The organism is Agrobacterium sp. 16-172Ci, assembly GCF_053522725.1.
In genome coordinates this window covers 45,130-62,697 of the sequence record NZ_JBNWBW010000034.1, presented here as the reverse complement: position 1 = coordinate 62,697, position 17,568 = coordinate 45,130, and the positions used below count along the sequence as shown (strand labels likewise).

Genomic DNA, 17,568 nt, shown 5'->3' with positions numbered 1-17,568 from the left:
GCACGGACGGCGAGTTTGAGTGCAAACACGGCGATACCGTCTTCATCACGCCCGATGACACCAAGATCCACAGGTTCGATGAAAAGGGTGTGGCGATATGACGGGAAGACTGGAAGGTAAATCCGCGCTGATAACAGGTTCGGCGCGCGGCATTGGCCGCGCCTTTGCCGAAGCCTATATACGCGAGGGGGCAACCGTCGCCATTGCCGATATCGATTTCGAGCGCGCCAGCAAGACCGCCCGGGAGATCGGCGAGAATGCCTATGCCGTCGAACTCGATGTGACCAAACAGCATTCCATCGACACCGCCATCCGCACCGTGGAAGGCCAGGCGGGCGGGCTCGATATCCTCATCAACAATGCCGCGCTGTTCGACCTCGCGCCGATTGTCGAGATCAAACGCGAGAGCTACGAAAGACTGTTTTCGATCAACGTGTCCGGCACGCTGTTCATGATGCAGGCCGCTGCAAAAACAATGATCGCTCGGGGAAAGGGCGGCAAGATCATCAACATGGCAAGCCAGGCGGGCCGGCGCGGCGAGGCCTTGGTGGCGGTTTATTGCGCCACCAAGGCCGCCGTCATCAGCCTCACCCAGTCGGCCGGGCTCGATCTCATCAGGCATGGCATCAACGTCAACGCGATTGCGCCGGGCGTGGTGGATGGCGAGCACTGGGACGGCGTGGATGCGCTGTTTGTGAAATATGAAAACCGCCCCGCCGGTGAAAAGAAGCGGCTGGTCGGGGAGGCAGTACCCTTCGGCCGCATGGGCCGTGCGGAAGACCTGACCGGCATGGCGATCTTCCTTGCCTCCGATGAGGCCGAATACATCGTCGCCCAGACCTATAATGTCGATGGCGGCAACTGGATGAGCTGAGTATCGGGCGCCTGCCGCCCGGCCTTGGCACGAACAACGTTTCCCCTTCGAGGATCGTGACATGACATGCAAACTCTCCCTCGCAACGCTTGACGACGCCAGAAAAACGGCGGCGGTTCCGGCCTATTCCCGGGCTGATCTTTCCGCCGGCATCGTGCATTTCGGCGTCGGCAATTTCCACCGCGCCCATCAGGCGGTTTATCTGGATGACCTCTTCAACACCGGTGCGGACCATGACTTCGCCATCATCGGCGCGGGCGTTCTGCCGTCCGATGCGGTGATGCGCGAAAAGCTTGCCGCGCAGGATTTCCTGACGACGGTGGTGGAGCAGGACAATAACCGCACCGGCGCGCGCGTCACCGGGCCGATGATCGACATTCTGAAGGTCGGCGACACGAAGGCCATCATCGATACGCTCGCCGATCCGAAAATCCGCATCGTTTCCATGACGATTACCGAGGGCGGTTATTTCATCGATGCTTCCGGTTCCTTCAATCCGCAGCATCCCGCCATTGCCGAGGACGGCAGGAACCCGGCTTCGCCGAAAACCGTGTTCGGCCTCATCGTCGCCGGGCTGAAGGCGCGGCGCGACAAGGGGCTGCAACCCTTCACCGTCATGTCCTGCGACAACATTCCGCATAATGGCAAGGTCACGAAAAATGCCGTGGTCGGGCTGGCGGCCCTGTCCGATCCGGCCTTCGCCAACTGGATCGGCGACAATGTCGCTTTCCCCAATTCCATGGTCGACCGCATTACGCCCGCGACAGGCGAGCGCGAACGCAATATCGCCCGCGACGATTTCGGCATCGAGGACAACTGGCCGGTCTTCTGCGAGGAGTTCAAGCAATGGGTTATGGAGGATAATTTCCCCGCCGGCCGCCCTGCGCTGGAAAAGGCGGGCGTGCAGTTCGTCAAGGATGTCGCGCCCTATGAGCACATGAAAATCCGCATCCTCAATGGCGGCCACGCGGCAATCGCCTATCCGGCGGCGCTGCTCGACATTCATTTCGTGCATGAGGCGATGGAACATCCGCTGATCCGGGCATTTCTGGCAAAGCTTGAAAATGACGAGATCATTCCCGTCATTCCGCCGGTTCCCGATACCAATCTCGCCGACTATTTCGCGCTGATCGAGCGGCGTTTCCTCAATCCGAAAATCGGCGACACCATTCCGCGTCTGGCGCAGGACGGTTCCAACCGCCAGCCGAAATTCATCCTGCCATCCACCGCCGACCGTCTGGCGCGCGGCGAGGATATCGTTGGGCTTTCGCTGGTTTCGGCGCTGTGGTGCCGTTATTTTCAGGGCACTTCCGACAGCGGCAAGGAAATCACCTTCAACGACGCCAGCGCCGAACGGCTTCAGGCAGCGGCGATCAAGGCCAAGGACGATCCGATGGCCTTCCTCGCGCTTGAGGATATCTTCGGAACGGTTGCCGAATCGGAGCTTTTCCGTAAACGCTTTGCCCATGCATTGAAGACGCTGTGGCAAGAAGGCACGGCGAAGACGTTGCAGCTTTATCTGGATGACAAGCTGGCTGAAAAGTGACCATGAGATGGAAGACGAGACCGGGCCCCTTTTGATTTTCGACTGCGACGGCGTTCTCGTCGATAGCGAGCCGGTCTCCATCTCCGTCCTTCTCGACATGCTCTCCCATCTCGGCGTGACGATGGGAGAGGAAGAGGCCTATGAGCGCTTCCTCGGCCGCAGCGTCGCCAGCATGACGGCGACGCTGTTTGAGGATTACGGTGTCGAAACCGACATCGATTTTCTCGACCATATGCGGGCGACGCTGTTTGCGCGTTTCCGCACCGAGCTTCGGCCGATCGACGGCATTGGCGAAACGCTGGACAGGCTCCTGCCGCTGCGGCGCTGCGTCGCTTCCTCAAGCCAGCCGGAACGCATCCGTTATTCGCTGGGGCTGACCGGCCTGATCGACAAATTCGAACCGCATGTCTTCAGCGCCACCATGGTAAAGAACGGCAAGCCGGCGCCGGATCTTTTTCTTCATGCGGCGCGCGAAATGGGCGTCGATCCGCGTCACTGCATCGTGATCGAGGACAGCCCGGCCGGCATTGCCGCCGCAAAGGCCGCGGGTATGGGCGTTTTTGCCTTTACCGGCGGTTCGCATGCGCGCTTTCCCGCATTCCGTGAAAAGATCGCCGGGCTTGGCGCGGATGCGGTGTTTGACGCCATGCCGGATTTGGTCCAACTTGTCGGCAGCTGGAGCATGTCTCCCAAAAGTGTGAGCGGTTTTGGGAAATAGACATGCGAAAAAACAAAAAAGCTTTAAGTGGGAAGGGCGGTTTTGACGGCCAAATGGAACGTGATGCGGGCTGAAGCAGATTTTGCCTGCCGCCGTCGCCGGGTCGTTGCGCAAGGGATGGAATTGCAGTCTTGATGCGTCAAAATCTCGTCGCTGTCGATGTCGGCACCGCCAGCGCCCGGGCCGGCATTTTCGATCCGGCCGGCCGGCTGCTTGCCCGCTCCACCCATCCGATCCTGATGCAGAGGCCGCAGGAAAACCACGCCGAACACGATTCCACCGACATATGGAAGGCGGTCTGCATCGTGGTGAGGGCGGCGCTTGCCGAGGCCGGTGTTTCGCCGCAAAGCATTGCCGCCATCGGTTTCGACGCCACCTGCTCGCTGGTCATCCGCGATGGGCGGGGTGAGCCGGTTTCGGTTTCCGTTACCGGGGAGGACCGGTTCGACACCATCGTCTGGCTCGATCACCGGGCGATATCGGAGGCCGATAGCCTGACGGCATCCGGCCACCGGGTGCTGGATTTTGCCGGCAACAGCGTCTCGCCGGAAATGCAGATGCCGAAGCTGATGTGGCTTAAGACGCATATGCCGGCAAGCTGGTCGCGCATGTCCTTCGCTTTCGATCTGGCGGATTTCCTGACGTGGAAGGCGACCGGTTCAGCGCAGCGTTCAAATTGCACGCAGACGGCGAAGTGGAATTTTCTGGCGCAGGAAAATCCCGGCTGGCAGGCGGATTATCTGGAACTGGCTGGCCTTGCCGATTTGAGAGAGCGGGCAGGGCTGCCGGAGACCACGGTAATGCCGGGTGATAGCATCGGCCCGCTTTCGCCCGAAGCTGCCGCCGAACTGGGTCTCGATACCGGTTGCCAGGTGGCGGCAGGCATGATCGACGCCTATGCCGGCGCGCTCGGCGCATTGGGCGGCTGTCTGTCTGCGGATGTGGGCCGGCATGTGGCGCTGATCGCCGGTACGTCGAGCTGCCTTGTCGCCATGTCGGAGCGGCAGATGCCCGGCCACAGCCTCTGGGGTCCCTATTGGCAGGCGATCCTGCCGGGTCACTGGCTGGTGGAGGGCGGGCAATCGGCCACCGGCGCGCTGCTCGACCATATCGTGCGCATGCATGCGGCAGGCGGTGAGCCGGATACGGCGCTGCATGCCCGCATCGTTGCGCGGGTAACGGAATTGCGCGCGCTCGAAGGCGAGGCCTTCGCCGAGCGGCTGCATGTGCTGCCGGATTTCCACGGCAACCGCTCGCCGCTTGCCGACCCGCATGCGGTCGGCGTCATCAGCGGACTGACTTTGGATACATCTTTCGACAGTCTCTGCCGTCTTTACTGGCGCACGGCCGTCGCCATTGCGCTTGGCGCGCGCCATGTGCTCGATGCGATGGAGCGTTTCGGTTATGCGGTGGAAAGCCTGCACGTTACCGGCGGGCACGTGAAGAACCCGCTGCTGATGGAGCTTTATGCCGATGTGACGGGCAAGCGTATCGTGGTTCCCGCCACCGCCGATGCGGTGCTGCTTGGCACGGCGATGACGGCGGCGACGGCCGGCGGGGTGCATGCGAACCTTGCCGCAGCAGGGGCCGCCATGTATCCGGGCAATGCAGAAATATCAGGCAATCCGGCGCGTGGCCCCCGGTATGAGCGGGATTACCGCCGTTTTCTCGCCATGTACCGCCATCGTCAGGAACTGGAAAGCCTTTGACTTTCTAAAGGCCAATGGCAGGTTAGAGCGCATTGCTGGCGGGTGCCGCTTCTTTCTTCTCCCCGTGGGGGAGAAGGTGGCCCGAAGGGTCGGATGAGGGGGCAAGCTCTACGAATATCTCTACCGTCGCCCCCCTCATCCCGCTGCCGCGACCTTCTCCCCGGCGGGGAGAAGAAACAAGCTGTGGCCGCTCGATCCATAAGCACGCACTGTTTTCGTTCAACTGCGCAGCGAGCGTTTCAGGGCCGTGAGGTTCTTTGCCCTTGCCCTGCCGCTGTCATCGGCGCTGGCGTCAAGCGCACAGAGGGTGAATTCCAGCAGGGATACCAGTTGCAGCAGGCCTTGGCCACCGTTCTGCGCCTGCGGCATGGCAAGGCAGAGATCGGCGCTTTCCGGTCCCCATTCATAAAAGCGTGTGGTGATCAGCAATGTCCTGTAGCCGCTCTTGCGCGCCATTGCCGACAGGCGTTGCAGGGGCGACAGGGCGCCGCCGCAATCCATGATGACGAGCAGCGCCTGCGCGGGGTCGAAATCCCACAGGGCGACATAGGCCGCGCTGTCGCTGCCGAGATAATGGATATGGCCCCGGCTCTCCAGAAGCCGCCCGTAAAAATGCCGCCCGGCGTCGAGACCTTCCGGAGAGGTTGCCAGAAAAACATTGCCCGCCGTGGCGATCTCGTTCATGGCGACCCGCCAGATCGATTGGGTGGTCATGTCGAAAGCGGTCTGGATCGCCTGAATTTGCTGGGACAGAAGCTGTGAAAACGGGTTGGAATGGCGTTCGCCGCCCTCGGCCATGGCGGGTTGGTCGGCGCCGGCCGTTTCTTCGGCATGGCGCAGATCGGCGCGGATGTCACTGAATTGCCGGTATCCCAGCGAACGCAGGAAACGGCCGACCGTCATCGGACTGAGGCTGAGCTTGGCGGCGAGCGTCTGCGCCGTCTCGAACGGCAATTCGTCCAGATGTTCGATCAGATATTTGGCGATCTTGCGCTCTGAAGGGGTGCCTGCCTTCATGGCGCGCGTAAGGTTCAACAGCAGCTTTTCCACCAACGCCTCATTCTTTTATCTTTATTGAACGATGATGCATGCGCGCGCGCAAACGAGCGTGCGAACCGCAATTTGACGGTGGGGGATAGCTTTTCCGGCCTTGTCCTCCACCGGACCGGAATGCGAAATGTAATAGGTATATTATTATATTTTAGAGATACCTTTTATTCAAGAGAAATTCCATCTGCGGTTTAAATCCAGCCATTTGGCATATTTCCGCCCGTCTTGCAGAGCGGGCTGCCAGCGCTTATCTCTCGTCTGGTAAGTGTGTTTCAACGCGAAAGGCGTCGAGGAGTTCCGGATGATTTTTGATGCGGCGAGGCTTGCCTTCCACAATCTCTTTGCCGCCGAAACCCGGTCGGTCTTCTGGAAGGTTCTGGGGCTCACGCTTCTCGTGCTTGCGGCGCTGTGGTTCGCCATCCGCTCGATCTTCATTTATTTCGCCCTGCCGTGGGTGGATACGCTTATCCCCGGCGTGCCGGACTGGGCGGGCTGGTTGACCTTCGTTTTCGCCATTTTCGCCGGCATCGGGCTGGCGCTGGCGCTCGCGCTGCTTATTTCGCCGGTCACCGCCGTCATTGCCGGCCTGTTTCTCGACGATGTCGCCGAAGTGGTCGAGAAAAAGAGCTATCCGAAGGATCCGCCGGGCAAGGCGATGCCGGTCGGCGAGGCCGTTCTGTCGTCCATCAAGTTCTTCGGTGTCGTCATTGCCGGCAACATTGTCGCGCTGTTGCTGCTTCTGGTGCCAGGTATCAATCTCATCGCGTTTTTTCTGGTGAACGGCTATCTGCTCGGCCGGGAATTCTTCGAATTCGCGGCGATGCGCTTCCGCTCGCCCGCCGAAGCGAGGTTGTTCCGCTCAAAACACCGCACCACCGTCTTCATGGCCGGGCTGGTGATAGCGGCCTTCCTGGCGGTGCCGTTCCTCAACCTGTTGACGCCGCTTTTTGCCGCCTCGATGATGGTGCATCTGCACAAGGCCGTCAGCCGGCGCGATCCCTCATTCGCTAGCGGCCGCACCGAACAGCTGCGCGGGTAATTCCACCAGCGGCGCTGGAATATCGAAGGTCTTTTCCGGTGATTTGCAGATATCGGCAATCACGCAGCGTTCGCATTCCGGCTTGCGCGCCTTGCAGCAATAACGCCCATGCAGGATCAGCCAGTGATGGGCATGGAACAGATATTGTTCGGGAATGATGCGGATCAGCCGGTCTTCAACCTCGTCAGGGGTTTTGCCCGGCGCAAGACAGAGCCGGTTGGCAATGCGGAAGACGTGTGTATCCACCGCAAGCGTGGGCACGCCGAAGGCCATGGACATCACCACATTGGCCGTCTTGCGGCCCACACCCGGCAGCGTCACCAGCTCCTCGCGGGTTTTCGGCACCTCGCCGCCGAAATTGTCGATCAGCATCTGCGACAGGGCAATGACGTTTTTCGCCTTGTTGCGGTAAAGTCCGATGGTCTTGATATAACCGATCAGTTCTTCCTCGCCGAGCGCCAGCATCTTTTCCGGCGTATCGGCCACCTTGAACAGCGCGCGCGTGGCCCGGTTCACGCCCACATCGGTCGCCTGCGCGGAAAGCGCCACGGCCACCAGCAGGGTGAAGGGATTGGTATGTTCCAGCTCGCCTTTCGGCTCCGGCCGCTGAATGGAAAAGCGCCGGAAGATTTCGGTGAGCTCGTCCTTCGAATAGGCCGTTTTCACCCGCGCCGGCTTGCGCGCGGATGCCGGATTTGACTTTTTCAATGTTTGGGTGCTGGATCGTTTTTTGGCGACTGTCATGGACTATCTATAGCCAGCCCGCCTTGAGGAAAGCAACGTGGATACGCTCAACGACCAGCCGATTTTCGCGGCGGAACTCGTTCCGCACCGTTCGCTTGGCCGAAGGGGTTTCCGGCTGCTCCTGCTTTTCTCCGGCCTGGCCTGCCTTGTCTATGGCGGCTTCTTCCTCGCCACCGGGGCATGGCCGGTCGGCCTGTTCTTCGGGCTGGATTTCCTGCTGCTTTATGCCGCCTTTCGCGCCAATTACCGGGCGGCGAAGGCGCGGGAAGAGGTCAGCGTCTCGCGCACCAGCCTGTCGATCCGCAAATTTTCTCCCGCCGGGCGGATGGTGGAGCATCGCTTCAATCCCTTCTGGGCGCGCTTCAGGGTGAGGCGGCATGACGAGATCGGCATCGTCTCCATGCATGTGACGGGCGAAGGCCGGGCGACCGATATCGGTTCGTTTCTCAATCCGGATGACCGGGAAAGTTTCGCGAAGGCGTTTGGCGGTGCGCTGGCGACTGTCAGGCGGCGGATGTAAGAGGATAATCCAGCTCTCCCTCCGTCATTCCGGCCCTGAGCCGGAATCCAGCCGACGCGCGTCCGCGCGGCGGAAAAGACTCCTTTCAGCCCAAGGACTTGGGCTGGCTGGATACCGGCTCGAGGCCGGTATGACGGTAGAAATGGAGCAGGGCGCAAGAAACGGGTGGAGACGAAGTCGCTTTAATGGTTTTCTCCTACCCGTTAGGAGATTTGCGATGAACGCCAATATTACGCTGAACGAAGACATCACCCCCATCGGAACGGATTACGACACGGTGCGCGGGGTTATCGAGCTTTTGACGCTGGATTATCGCGAGCAACCCTCCCTCGAAGCCATTGCCGCAGAGCTTGGCCAGTCGCCGACGCAATTGCAGAAGACCTTCACCCGCTGGGCCGGCCTTTCGCCCAAGGCATTCCTGCAGGCCGTAACGCTCGATCATGCCAAGCGGCTGTTGCGCGAAGAGGATTTACCGCTGCTGGAAACTTCCATCGAGGTCGGTATGTCCGGCCCCGGACGCCTGCACGATCTGTTCGTCACCCATGAGGCCATGTCGCCCGGCGAATGGAAGGCCAAGGGCGGCGGGCTGACGATCCGTTACGGTTTCCACACCTCGCCCTTCGGTCTTGCGCTGGTCATGGTGACCGATCGTGGCCTTGCCGGCTGCGCCTTTGCCGATCCGGGCGAAGAAAGGGCGTGTTTCGAGGACATGGCCGGCCGCTGGCCGAATGCGGACTATGTCGAGGATCGCGAAGCGACGGCGCCCTATGCCGCGCGCATCTTCGACCCGTCCATGTGGTCGGCGGACAGGCCGCTGCGCGTCGTGCTGCTCGGCACGGATTTTCAGGTGCGGGTCTGGGAAAGTCTCCTGAAAATTCCGATGGGCCGCGCGGTTACCTATTCGCACATCGCCTGCGATATCGGCCAGCCCACAGCGTCGCGTGCGGTCGGTGCGGCGGTCGGCGCCAACCCGGTGTCCTTCGTCGTTCCCTGCCATCGCGCCGTCGGTAAAAGCGGGGCGCTGACGGGCTATCACTGGGGCCTGACCCGCAAGCGGGCGATGCTCGGCTGGGAAACGGGGAAGGTGTGAGTTTGGTCGACCGTTCCAGCCTCGCAACAAAACGCACCAACGAAGATGCGCTGCCGCGTGGGCTTTCTCCGGCATGGCATGAGAAATGGAGGAGCGGCGTGAGGGCAGGGTTGGCAGAGGCCGCTGCCGGAGAGTTCGTTACTGCAGAAGAGATCGGCGTTGTGTTGAGTAAATATGCCAAGGCATGAAATGCCCGGAGTTCTCGCGTATCGTCATCCTCGGCCCTGTGCCGAGGATCTACTCACGTCGAATAAAATCAATCGGTTGCAGATCCTCGGGACAAGCCCGAGGATGACGGCGGAGGTTGGATGACTGCCCGCGAATGGCCCGACGAGGCCTAAACCAGCTCCATCAACGCTCTTGCCGCCGCCTCGTCTGTAATCAGCGTATTACAGCCGATCCGCTTGATCGTGGCGCGGATGGCGATGGCGCGGTGGGCGCCGCCGGAGGCCAGCACGATGTGTTTGGCCTTGCGCAGCGTGTCGAGATCGATTGCCATGGCGCGCTGGTTGATCGAGTGATCGACCGAGCGACCTTCGGCATCGATGAAATTGAACATGGTGTCGCAAACGCAGCCGGCATCGATGAGTTCCTGCAGCGTCGCTTTCGAAATGAAGCCTTCCGACAGCGAGGTCGAATGCGGGCCGATATCGCCGCAGGAGACGATGGCGAGATCGAGCGTTTCGGCGAGATCGTAAAGCGTCGCAAGCCCGCATTTTTCGATCAGCGCCCGTTTTGTCTCGACGGAATCTACCAGAAGCGGCGCAAGGAACATGTAACATTCCGCTCCGAGCGCGCTCGCCAGCCGCCAGGTGTAATCCAGCGGGTTGGTCTGGTGCACGGCGACGATACCGCCGAGCAGCGAGACGACCTTGCAATTTTCCCGGCGCGGCGGGCGAAAGCTGGAAAGCGAGGCGGTCATGGTGCGGCCCCAGCCGACGCCGATGGTGGCCTCATTCGGCACCGCTTCTGAGAGGAATTGCCCGAGCGCCAGCCCGACGGCTTTGGCCGTGCCTTCGGCGTTCGCCTTATCCGGGGAAGGGATGATCACCGCCTCGTCCAGCCCGTAAGCCGCCTCCAGCCGGCCAGCCAGCTCGACGAAATCCTCAATGCCTTCGTTGATCCATATCTGCACTTCGGAGCGCTTCATCGCCTCGTCCAGAAGGCGGATGACGGTGGAGCGGCTGATGCCCAGTTTCTCGGCGACATCCTTCTGCGTCATGCCCTGATTATAATAGAGCCATGCGGCGCGCAGCCGCAGAGACGCCGCTTCCGAATAGGCCGTATGGGTTTCTCTTCTCAGTTTCGCCACGGTTTCCGCCATTCTTTATGAGCGACCGAGTATCGCAGGCGTGAAACTTATGTCAATTGCGATGCGCAAATGTCTTGACTTTCGACCGTGCCGCTTGCGATAGTCGGAGCCGGACAAACCGCGATTTCGGCCTTGGGCGCACCCCCGGTGCGGGAACGAAATGACGGCTGAGCAAGTTTTCAAGAGATCATGAAGGATCATCAGATATGACATCCAAACTCGAACAACTTCGCGCCATCACCACGGTCGTTGCCGATACCGGCGATATCGAGGCGGTTGCGCGCCTGAAGCCGGTGGATTGCACCACCAACCCCACCATCGTTCTCAAAGCGCTCGGCACACCGGCCTTTGCGGATGCGGTGAAGGAAGCCGTCGCATGGGGCAAGAAGCAGGGCGGCCAGTCTGACGCCGTGGTTGCCGCCGTTGCCGACCGTCTTGCCATTTCCGTAGGCGCGGCCCTTGCCGGTCTCGTTCCCGGCCGTGTGTCGACTGAAGTCGATGCCGACCTTTCCTTCGATACGCAAGCCTCCATCACCAAGGCGCGCCACATCATTGCCGCCTATAAGGAGCGCGGCATCGAGCGTGAACGTATCCTCATCAAGCTCGCCTCCACCTGGGAAGGCATCAAGGCTGCCGAGGTTCTCCAGTCCGAAGGCATCGACTGCAACCTGACCCTGCTGTTCTCGCAGGCACAGGCGATTGCCTGCGCCGAAGCCAAGGTCTTCCTCATCTCGCCCTTCGTCGGCCGTATCCTCGACTGGTACAAGAAGTCCACCGGTGAGACCTACACCGCCGAGACCGATCCGGGCGTCGTTTCGGTGCGCAGCATCTACAATTACTACAAGGCCAATGGCATCAGCACCGTCGTCATGGGCGCCTCCTTCCGCAATGTCGGCGAAATCGAAGCGCTGGCCGGTTGCGACCGCCTGACGATCAGCCCGGCGTTGCTGGAAGAGCTGGACAAGGACAGCGGCAAGCTGGAGCGCAAGCTTTCGCCCGACAATGTCAAGGCAGAGCCGCTGCAGTCGCTCGACGAGAAGGCATTCCGCTGGGCGCTCAACGAAGATGCGATGGCCACCGAGAAGCTCTCGGAAGGCATCCGCCTCTTCGCCAAGGATCTGGTGACGCTGCGCGAAATGGTCCGCAAGGAACTGACGCTGGCTGCGGCCTGATACAAAAAGGGGGAACCATCCACGTTCCCCCTGCGTTTAAGAGATATAAATCTCCAGTCACTCAAAACGCGATCGGATCCCTGCCGGTCGCGTTTTTTTGTGCGCTTCAGAAATTTCCGTTTCCCGTCGCCACTTCGGAAATCCGCTTTGCCGCCTCGCGGATCAGCGCTTCACAGGCCTCGCGTGTCGGGGCCTTGCCGCCAAGCGGGGTAATATAGGGGCAGGTGATGACGGCAAGCGCCGTGCCGTCCAGCGTCAGCACCGGGGCGGAAATATTGCGCACGCCGGCGGTCTGAAGGCTGTCCATGGATTCGAAACCGTTTTTGCGCACCTCCGCCAGCCGCCCGGCAAGGTCCGGCGGCACGGTTTCGCCGCTGCCGCGCACCTGTTCGGTTATCATGATCTGGCGCTGCGCTTCCGTCTGGAAGGCCAGAAGCACATGGCCGGAGCCGGTGTGGAACAGGCTCATCTGCGCGCCGACCCGCATGGACATGGCCCAGTAGGTGGACGATTCCTGTTGGGCGATGACGACGACGCTGCCGCGATCATAAACCGCCAGATGACAGGCCTGCTCGGCGCTTGCCGAAAAATCGCGCATGACCGGTGCGGCGAAAGAAACCAGCCGGCGGATCGGCGCGTGGAAATGCGCCAGCCCGAACATCTTCAGCGTCAATGAGAAGCGGTCTCCCTCAAGTCGCTGCACATAGCCGCGGCGCACCAGCCGGTCCAGCATGCGATAAAGCTCGTTCGGGCTTTTGCCGATAGACTTGGCGATCTCGATCTGCGTCAGCCCGCCATCGGTACGGGCCAGAAGTTCGAGAATGTCCAGACCCTTGTCGAGGGCGGGAGCGCGATATCTTTCGCTGTCGTCGTCGGTCATCTGGCCTCGATGGTGTTTTGCGCGGTCGCCGGGTGGGCAGCCTGAAAATATGGTTGCCCGATAGCCGACATCGACGCAAGTTTGCTTGACGCCATATGAATACCGCGTTTACATATGAATTGTCGATCCATATTTGAGATCATCGAAATTCAGCGGTCCGGTGCCTGAAGGACGGGCGGGCCTTAGCGGGAGGCTATTCATGGTGCAGGATTTTAACGGCCGGACAGTGGTGATCACCGCCGCCGGTCAGGGTATCGGCCGGGCGGCAGCAGAGCGGTTCGTCTCGCTCGGTGCACGCGTCATCGCCACCGATATCAATGAACAGGCGCTTTCGACGCTGAAGGGTGCGGAAACCCGGGTTCTGAACGTGCTGGATGGCGATGGCGTCAAGGATTTCGCCGCCGATATCGGCCATGCGGATGTGCTTTTCAACTGCGCCGGTTTCGTTCATTCCGGCACCATTCTCGATTGCGAAGAGAAGGACTGGGATTTCTCCTTCGATCTCAACGCCAAGGCCATGTATCGCACCTGCCGCGCCTTCCTGCCCGGCATGCTGGAAAAGGGCAAGGGCGCAATCGTCAACATGTCCTCCGTCGCTTCCAGTGTGAAGGGCGTGCCGAACCGTTTCGCCTATACTGCCTCCAAGGCGGCCGTGGTGGGTCTGACCAAGGCCATCGCCGCCGATTTCGTGACAAAGGGCATTCGCTGCAACGCCATCTGCCCCGGCACGGTCGATAGCCCGTCCCTGCATGACCGCCTGCGCGCCACCGGCAATTACGAACAGGCGCTGGCCGATTTCATCGCCCGCCAGCCGATGGGCCGCATCGCCACGCCGGAAGAAATCGCGGCGCTGGTTACCTATCTCGCGTCGGACGAGGCAGGCTTCACCACCGGCCAGATTCACGTCATTGACGGCGGCTGGACTGGCTGAATCTTTTTTAAGGGAGAGAGGAGAGGCGACCGGCGTGGAAAACCGGTCGCCTTTTTTCGTTCAGACGACGGCGCTTCCGGCCATCAGTGCAAGCACGAGGAAGACCAGGAAGATCACCACGGCGATGAAGAACAGGATTCGGGCCACGCCCGCCGCGGCTGCCGAAATGCCGGTAAAGCCGAATACGCCCGCGATCAAAGAGATAACAAAGAAAATAAGAGCCCACTTCAGCATGGCGCTTCCCCTTTTGCATAATTTCCCGAGCCCGCCGCCCCGCGACAGGCTCGGTAAAATGACGCGCAAAAGGCGAAAATGTTCCATACGCCCGCAAAAATCGTTATTTTAGAGTGTTTTCGCTTTTCTTCGAATAGCGAAAACACTCTAACTCTTGTTTTGGCGCATTTCTGGACGGAAAACCGGGGTCCACTTTTCCTGGGAATGCTCTAGAAGCCTGTTTCCCCTGCCGCATCGATCCTCCTCGCCTTCAAGGTGGTGCGGATGAAGGTGGCAACGAAAGCAAGGCTCATGAACATGACGATGGTGGGGGCCGGCGCGCTGTCGATGAGGAAGCTCAGCCATATGCCTGCCAGCGATGAGGTTATCGCCACCGCAATGGCCACCAGCAGCATGGCGGAAAAACGCCGGGTCAGCAGGAAGGCGATGGCGCCCGGTGCGACCAGCATGGCAACCGAAAGGATGATGCCCACGGCCTTCAGCGCGCCGACCACGGTGAGCGACAGAACCATCAGCAGACCGTAATGCAGCACTCGCACCGGCAGGCCGATGGCTTTCGCATGCTGCGCATCGAAGGCGTTGACCAGCAGATCCTTGCGCAAAATGCCGAGAAACAGCGTGGCGAAAAGCGCAATCAGGCCCGTCTCCAGCATATCCGACGGCGCAATGCCCAGCATGTCGCCGAAGAGAATGTGGTCGAGATGCACATCGCTCTGCACCTTCACATAAAGCACCAGCCCCAGCCCGAACATGCCGGAAAAAACGATGCCCAGCACCGTGTCTTCCTTGATGCGGCTGTTTTCCTTGATGAAACCGGTGCCGAGCGCGCAGATCATGCCGGCGATGAAGGCGCCGATGGAAAGCGGGATGTTGACGATATAGGCCAGCACCACGCCGGGCAGCACGGCGTGGGAAACCGCATCGCCCATCAGCGACCAGCCCTTCAACACCAGAAAACAGGAGAGCATCGCCATCGGCACCGCGATCATCAGGGTGATGACGAAGGCATATTGCATGAAGGGCAGCTGAAACGGCAGGATGGCGAGTTCGAGATAGTCGCTCATGGCGTCTCCTCCAGCGCCCTGCGGGCCTTGGCGCGGGAAGCAAGCAGGCCGTGCTTGGGCGCAAAAACGAAGGCAGCAAGGAATATCGCCGTCTGCAGCACGACGATGACGCCGCCGGTCGCGCCATCGAGGAAATAGCTGAGATAAGCGCCAACGAAGCTGGTGGCCGCGCCGATGATGAGGCTCATCAGGATCAGCCGTTCGAAACGGTCGGTCAAGAGATAGGCGGTGGCGCCCGGCGTCACCACCATGGCGACGACGAGGAAGGCCCCAACGGTCTGGAGGGCGGCAACCGTGGAAGCGGCCAGCAGGGTGAAGAAGATCACCTTCAGCACTTCCGGCTTCAGCCCCACGGTGCGGGCGTGGTTCTCATCGAAGAACACCACCATGAAGTCACGCCATTTCAGCGCCAGCACGATGAGGCTGATGCCGCCGATCAGCGCGAGCTGGATGGTGTCTTCGGCGGTGATCGCCAGAATATTGCCGAGCACGATGGTCTGGATATTCACCGAGGTGGGCGACAGCGACACCATGAACAGGCCAAGCCCGAAAAACGAGGTGAAGATCAGCCCGATGATCGCGTCTTCCTTCAGCCGCGTCTTCTGGTTCAGGAACAGCATGGAACCGGCCGCAAGCCCGCCGGAAAGGAACGCGCCGAGCGAAAAGGGCAGGCCCAGCATATAGGCGCCCGCCACGCCCGGAACGATGGCATGGGAAAGCGCATCGCCGATCAGCGACCAGCCCTTCAGCATCAGATAGGCAGAGAGAAAGCCGCAGACGCCGCCCACCAGTGCGCTGACCCAGATGGCATTCAGCATGTAACCATAGGTGAAAGGCTCAAGAAGGCTGTCTATCATCGACTTTTTCTTTCGGAGCCTCAGGGTCGCGCGGGTTCTGGCCGTTCTTGCCGTAGATCACGAAAGGCCGCTCGTCATCGGTAATGACCTTCACCCGGCGCGGATCGGCGTCGTTATGCAGGTCTGCCCCGCCCAGCACGAAGTGGCGCAGGCTGCCGCCGAAGGCTTTTTGCAGGTTCTCCTCGTTGAAGGTATCCACCGTCTTGCCAGATGCCAGCACCGTGCCCTTGACGAAGACGGCGCGGTCACAGAATTCCGGCACGCTGCCGAGATTATGGGTGGAGACCAGCATGACGCGGCCCTCGTCGCGCAGCGCCTTCAAAAGTGCGACGATCTGCTCTTCCGTCGTTACGTCGACACCGGTGAAAGGCTCGTCCAGCAGGATCACCTGACCCTCCTGCGCCAGCGCGCGGGCCAGAAACACCCGCTTCTTCTGCCCGCCGGAAAGTTCGCCGATCTGGCGCTTGCGATAGTCCAGCATATTGACGCGTTTCAGCGCCTCTTCGACCATGTGATGGTCGCGTTTCGAGGGGATGCGCAGGAAATTCATGTGGCCGTAACGGCCCATCATCACTACATCCTCCACCAGCACCGGAAAACTCCAGTCCACCTCCTCGGCCTGCGGCACATAAGCGACGAGGTTTTTCCTGAGCGCTTCCTTCACCGGCAGGTCGAAAATAGAGACGGAGCCAGCGGCGAGCGGCACGAAACCCATGATCGCTTTGAAAATCGTGGACTTGCCGGCGCCATTGACGCCGACAAGTGCAGTGATCGTTCCGCGGGGGATGGAAAAGCTGGCATTTCTTAATGCGGTGTGGCCGTTTCGATAGGTCACTGTCGCATTTTGAACCGTCAGGCCGCCGCCTGATTTTTTACTGCCCATTCTCATGAAGACAGCCCCTTGGCAATGGTTTCGCTGGTCACGCGCAAAAGGTCCAGATAGGTCGGAACCGGGCCGTCCGCCTCGCTCAGCGAGTCCACATAGAGGATGCCGCCATAGGCCGCGCCGGTTTCCTTGGCCACCTGCTCTGCGGGATCGGCGGAAACCGTGCTTTCGCTGAAGATGACGTGGATATTGTGCTCGCGCATGGCGTCGATCACGCCGCGCACCTGCTGCGGTGTGCCCTGGCTGTCGGCATTGACCGGCCACAGGAACAGTTCCTTCAGGCCGAAATCGCGGGCGAGATAAGAAAACGCGCCTTCGCTCGTTACCAACCAGCGCTTGTTTTCCGGCAGAACGGAAAGCGTGTCGCGGATTGGCTGCACGGTGGCTCTGATCTTGTCCGAATAGGCCTTGGCATTGGCGGCATAGACATCGGCATGGGCAGGGTCGATTTCGGTCAGGCCCTTGCGGATATTTTCCACGTAGATCAAGGCGTTATCGGGCGACATCCAGGCGTGCGGATTGGGTTTTCCCTGATAGGCGCCGCCGCTGATGGCCATCGGTTCCACGCCGTCGCTCACCGTCACGCTCGGCACGCCGGAAAGGTTGGCCAGGAACTTTTCAAACCACAATTCCAGATTGAGGCCATTGCGAAGCACCAGATCGGCCTTGCGGGCTTTGAGAATATCGCGCGGCGTTGGCTGGTAGTTGTGAATTTCAGCGCCCGGCTTGGTAATGCTTTCCACCTCGGCCGCATCGCCCGCCACATTGCGCGCCATGTCGGCGATGATGGTGAAGGTCGTCACGACAGTCGGCTTTTCCTGAGCAACGGCAGCGCCGGGCAGAAAAAGCGAAAAAGCGAAAATCGCGTGGCGGATTTTATGGACGTTCACGGGGCTCACCAGATTTTGTTGCGATTAATTCGCAATACCATCTGTTATAAAA

General features: G+C 60.5%; 19 protein-coding genes. 10 read left to right on the top strand and 9 right to left on the bottom strand.

Annotation, left to right across the window (positions count from 1 at the left end):
* Window positions 1-97 precede the first annotated feature (97 nt).
* From ACQZ40_RS23475 to ACQZ40_RS23460, 4 genes are all read left to right on the top strand, one after another.
* Complete coding sequence (locus tag ACQZ40_RS23475) at window positions 98-874, top strand: L-iditol 2-dehydrogenase (protein ID WP_448748759.1); 777 nt, start codon at window positions 98-100, stop codon at window positions 872-874.
* Between the two features lie 61 nt (window positions 875-935).
* Window positions 936-2,420: a mannitol dehydrogenase family protein gene (locus ACQZ40_RS23470; protein ID WP_220319273.1), complete on the top strand. Its 1,485-nt coding sequence runs from the start codon at window positions 936-938 to the stop codon at window positions 2,418-2,420.
* A 7-nt stretch (window positions 2,421-2,427) separates the two neighbouring features.
* A complete protein-coding gene (locus tag ACQZ40_RS23465; RefSeq protein ID WP_448748758.1) occupies window positions 2,428-3,138 on the top strand; it encodes an HAD family hydrolase in 711 nt (236 codons plus the stop codon).
* Between the two features lie 134 nt (window positions 3,139-3,272).
* The gene (locus tag ACQZ40_RS23460) at window positions 3,273-4,847 is read left to right on the top strand and encodes an FGGY-family carbohydrate kinase (RefSeq protein ID WP_162934256.1); all 1,575 of its coding nucleotides are present in this window, start codon (window positions 3,273-3,275) and stop codon (window positions 4,845-4,847) included.
* A 219-nt stretch (window positions 4,848-5,066) separates the two neighbouring features.
* Here the strand turns inward: ACQZ40_RS23460 and ACQZ40_RS23455 are convergent, their stop codons facing one another.
* Complete coding sequence (locus ACQZ40_RS23455) at window positions 5,067-5,900, bottom strand: MurR/RpiR family transcriptional regulator (RefSeq protein WP_443406349.1); 834 nt, start codon at window positions 5,898-5,900, stop codon at window positions 5,067-5,069.
* A 298-nt stretch (window positions 5,901-6,198) separates the two neighbouring features.
* Between ACQZ40_RS23455 and ACQZ40_RS23450 the strand changes: the two genes are divergently transcribed.
* Window positions 6,199-6,936, top strand: a complete 738-nt coding sequence (locus ACQZ40_RS23450) for a sulfate transporter family protein (protein ID WP_448748757.1) — start codon at window positions 6,199-6,201, stop codon at window positions 6,934-6,936.
* Here ACQZ40_RS23450 and nth read toward each other — a convergent pair.
* Window positions 6,898-7,680, bottom strand: coding sequence for an endonuclease III (nth, locus tag ACQZ40_RS23445; RefSeq protein WP_035239600.1), 783 nt, complete (start codon window positions 7,678-7,680; stop codon window positions 6,898-6,900). The two genes, ACQZ40_RS23450 and nth, sit on opposite strands and share 39 nt — an antisense overlap.
* A 37-nt stretch (window positions 7,681-7,717) precedes the next feature.
* Here nth and ACQZ40_RS23440 point away from each other — a divergent pair, with 37 nt between their 5' ends.
* The 3 genes from ACQZ40_RS23440 (at window position 7,718) to ACQZ40_RS23430 (ending at window position 9,478) form a co-directional block, all read left to right on the top strand.
* The gene (locus ACQZ40_RS23440) at window positions 7,718-8,200 is read left to right on the top strand and encodes a DUF2244 domain-containing protein (protein WP_003523126.1); all 483 of its coding nucleotides are present in this window, start codon (window positions 7,718-7,720) and stop codon (window positions 8,198-8,200) included.
* Between the two features lie 217 nt (window positions 8,201-8,417).
* Window positions 8,418-9,290: a methylated-DNA--[protein]-cysteine S-methyltransferase gene (locus tag ACQZ40_RS23435; RefSeq protein WP_080839795.1), complete on the top strand. Its 873-nt coding sequence runs from the start codon at window positions 8,418-8,420 to the stop codon at window positions 9,288-9,290.
* Window positions 9,291-9,292: 2 nt separating this feature from the next.
* Window positions 9,293-9,478 (top strand): CopG family ribbon-helix-helix protein, encoded by a 186-nt coding sequence (locus ACQZ40_RS23430; protein WP_448748756.1) that lies wholly within the window; start codon window positions 9,293-9,295, stop codon window positions 9,476-9,478.
* 149 nt (window positions 9,479-9,627) lie between these two features.
* Here ACQZ40_RS23430 and ACQZ40_RS23425 read toward each other — a convergent pair whose 3' ends face one another.
* Complete coding sequence (locus tag ACQZ40_RS23425) at window positions 9,628-10,602, bottom strand: sugar-binding transcriptional regulator (protein WP_448748755.1); 975 nt, start codon at window positions 10,600-10,602, stop codon at window positions 9,628-9,630.
* 206 nt (window positions 10,603-10,808) lie between these two features.
* On the opposite strand from ACQZ40_RS23425, the gene tal reads away from it, so the two are divergent.
* Entirely contained in the window at window positions 10,809-11,774 is a 966-nt protein-coding gene (gene tal / locus ACQZ40_RS23420; protein ID WP_065656345.1) for a transaldolase, read from the top strand.
* Between the two features lie 106 nt (window positions 11,775-11,880).
* Here the strand turns inward: tal and ACQZ40_RS23415 are convergent, their stop codons facing one another.
* Window positions 11,881-12,654 carry an IclR family transcriptional regulator gene (locus ACQZ40_RS23415; RefSeq protein WP_448748754.1) on the bottom strand — a complete coding sequence of 258 codons (774 nt, stop codon included), beginning with the start codon at window positions 12,652-12,654 and terminating at the stop codon, window positions 11,881-11,883.
* A gap of 199 nt (window positions 12,655-12,853) precedes the next feature.
* Here ACQZ40_RS23415 and ACQZ40_RS23410 point away from each other — a divergent pair, with 199 nt between their 5' ends.
* Window positions 12,854-13,585 carry an SDR family oxidoreductase gene (locus ACQZ40_RS23410; protein WP_065656346.1) on the top strand — a complete coding sequence of 244 codons (732 nt, stop codon included), beginning with the start codon at window positions 12,854-12,856 and terminating at the stop codon, window positions 13,583-13,585.
* Between the two features lie 60 nt (window positions 13,586-13,645).
* Here ACQZ40_RS23410 and ACQZ40_RS23405 read toward each other — a convergent pair whose 3' ends face one another.
* The 5 genes from ACQZ40_RS23405 to ACQZ40_RS23385 all read right to left on the bottom strand — a co-directional run bounded on the left by ACQZ40_RS23405 (window position 13,646) and on the right by ACQZ40_RS23385 (window position 17,516).
* Complete coding sequence (locus ACQZ40_RS23405; RefSeq protein WP_003499086.1) at window positions 13,646-13,819, bottom strand: DUF1328 domain-containing protein; 174 nt, start codon at window positions 13,817-13,819, stop codon at window positions 13,646-13,648.
* Between the two features lie 209 nt (window positions 13,820-14,028).
* Window positions 14,029-14,883 (bottom strand): metal ABC transporter permease, encoded by an 855-nt coding sequence (locus tag ACQZ40_RS23400; RefSeq protein WP_142845222.1) that lies wholly within the window; start codon window positions 14,881-14,883, stop codon window positions 14,029-14,031.
* Window positions 14,880-15,740: a metal ABC transporter permease gene (locus ACQZ40_RS23395; protein ID WP_125146076.1), complete on the bottom strand. Its 861-nt coding sequence runs from the start codon at window positions 15,738-15,740 to the stop codon at window positions 14,880-14,882. Before ACQZ40_RS23395 ends, ACQZ40_RS23400 begins: the two co-directional genes overlap by 4 nt.
* On the bottom strand, window positions 15,721-16,629 hold the full coding sequence (locus ACQZ40_RS23390; protein WP_185740833.1) for a manganese/iron ABC transporter ATP-binding protein: 909 nt from the start codon (window positions 16,627-16,629) through the stop codon (window positions 15,721-15,723). Before ACQZ40_RS23390 ends, ACQZ40_RS23395 begins: the two co-directional genes overlap by 20 nt.
* On the bottom strand, window positions 16,626-17,516 hold the full coding sequence (locus tag ACQZ40_RS23385; RefSeq protein ID WP_448748753.1) for a metal ABC transporter substrate-binding protein: 891 nt from the start codon (window positions 17,514-17,516) through the stop codon (window positions 16,626-16,628). Before ACQZ40_RS23385 ends, ACQZ40_RS23390 begins: the two co-directional genes overlap by 4 nt.
* Window positions 17,517-17,568 lie beyond the last annotated feature (52 nt).

Bases quoted from the DNA above. Each gene is read 5' to 3' on its own strand.
- ACQZ40_RS23400 (WP_142845222.1), bottom strand. From the start codon at position 14,883: ATGAGCGACTATCTCGAACTCGCCATCCTGCCGTTTCAGCTGCCCTTC.
- nth (WP_035239600.1), bottom strand. From the start codon at position 7,680: ATGACAGTCGCCAAAAAACGATCCAGCACCCAAACATTGAAAAAGTCA.
- ACQZ40_RS23450 (WP_448748757.1), top strand. From the start codon at position 6,199: ATGATTTTTGATGCGGCGAGGCTTGCCTTCCACAATCTCTTTGCCGCC.
- ACQZ40_RS23415 (WP_448748754.1), bottom strand. From the start codon at position 12,654: ATGACCGACGACGACAGCGAAAGATATCGCGCTCCCGCCCTCGACAAG.
- tal (WP_065656345.1), top strand. From the start codon at position 10,809: ATGACATCCAAACTCGAACAACTTCGCGCCATCACCACGGTCGTTGCC.
- ACQZ40_RS23390 (WP_185740833.1), bottom strand. From the start codon at position 16,629: ATGAGAATGGGCAGTAAAAAATCAGGCGGCGGCCTGACGGTTCAAAAT.
- ACQZ40_RS23475 (WP_448748759.1), top strand. From the start codon at position 98: ATGACGGGAAGACTGGAAGGTAAATCCGCGCTGATAACAGGTTCGGCG.
- ACQZ40_RS23435 (WP_080839795.1), top strand. From the start codon at position 8,418: ATGAACGCCAATATTACGCTGAACGAAGACATCACCCCCATCGGAACG.
- ACQZ40_RS23410 (WP_065656346.1), top strand. From the start codon at position 12,854: ATGGTGCAGGATTTTAACGGCCGGACAGTGGTGATCACCGCCGCCGGT.
- ACQZ40_RS23470 (WP_220319273.1), top strand. From the start codon at position 936: ATGACATGCAAACTCTCCCTCGCAACGCTTGACGACGCCAGAAAAACG.
- ACQZ40_RS23460 (WP_162934256.1), top strand. From the start codon at position 3,273: ATGCGTCAAAATCTCGTCGCTGTCGATGTCGGCACCGCCAGCGCCCGG.
- ACQZ40_RS23465 (WP_448748758.1), top strand. From the start codon at position 2,428: ATGGAAGACGAGACCGGGCCCCTTTTGATTTTCGACTGCGACGGCGTT.
- ACQZ40_RS23395 (WP_125146076.1), bottom strand. From the start codon at position 15,740: ATGATAGACAGCCTTCTTGAGCCTTTCACCTATGGTTACATGCTGAAT.
- ACQZ40_RS23405 (WP_003499086.1), bottom strand. From the start codon at position 13,819: ATGCTGAAGTGGGCTCTTATTTTCTTTGTTATCTCTTTGATCGCGGGC.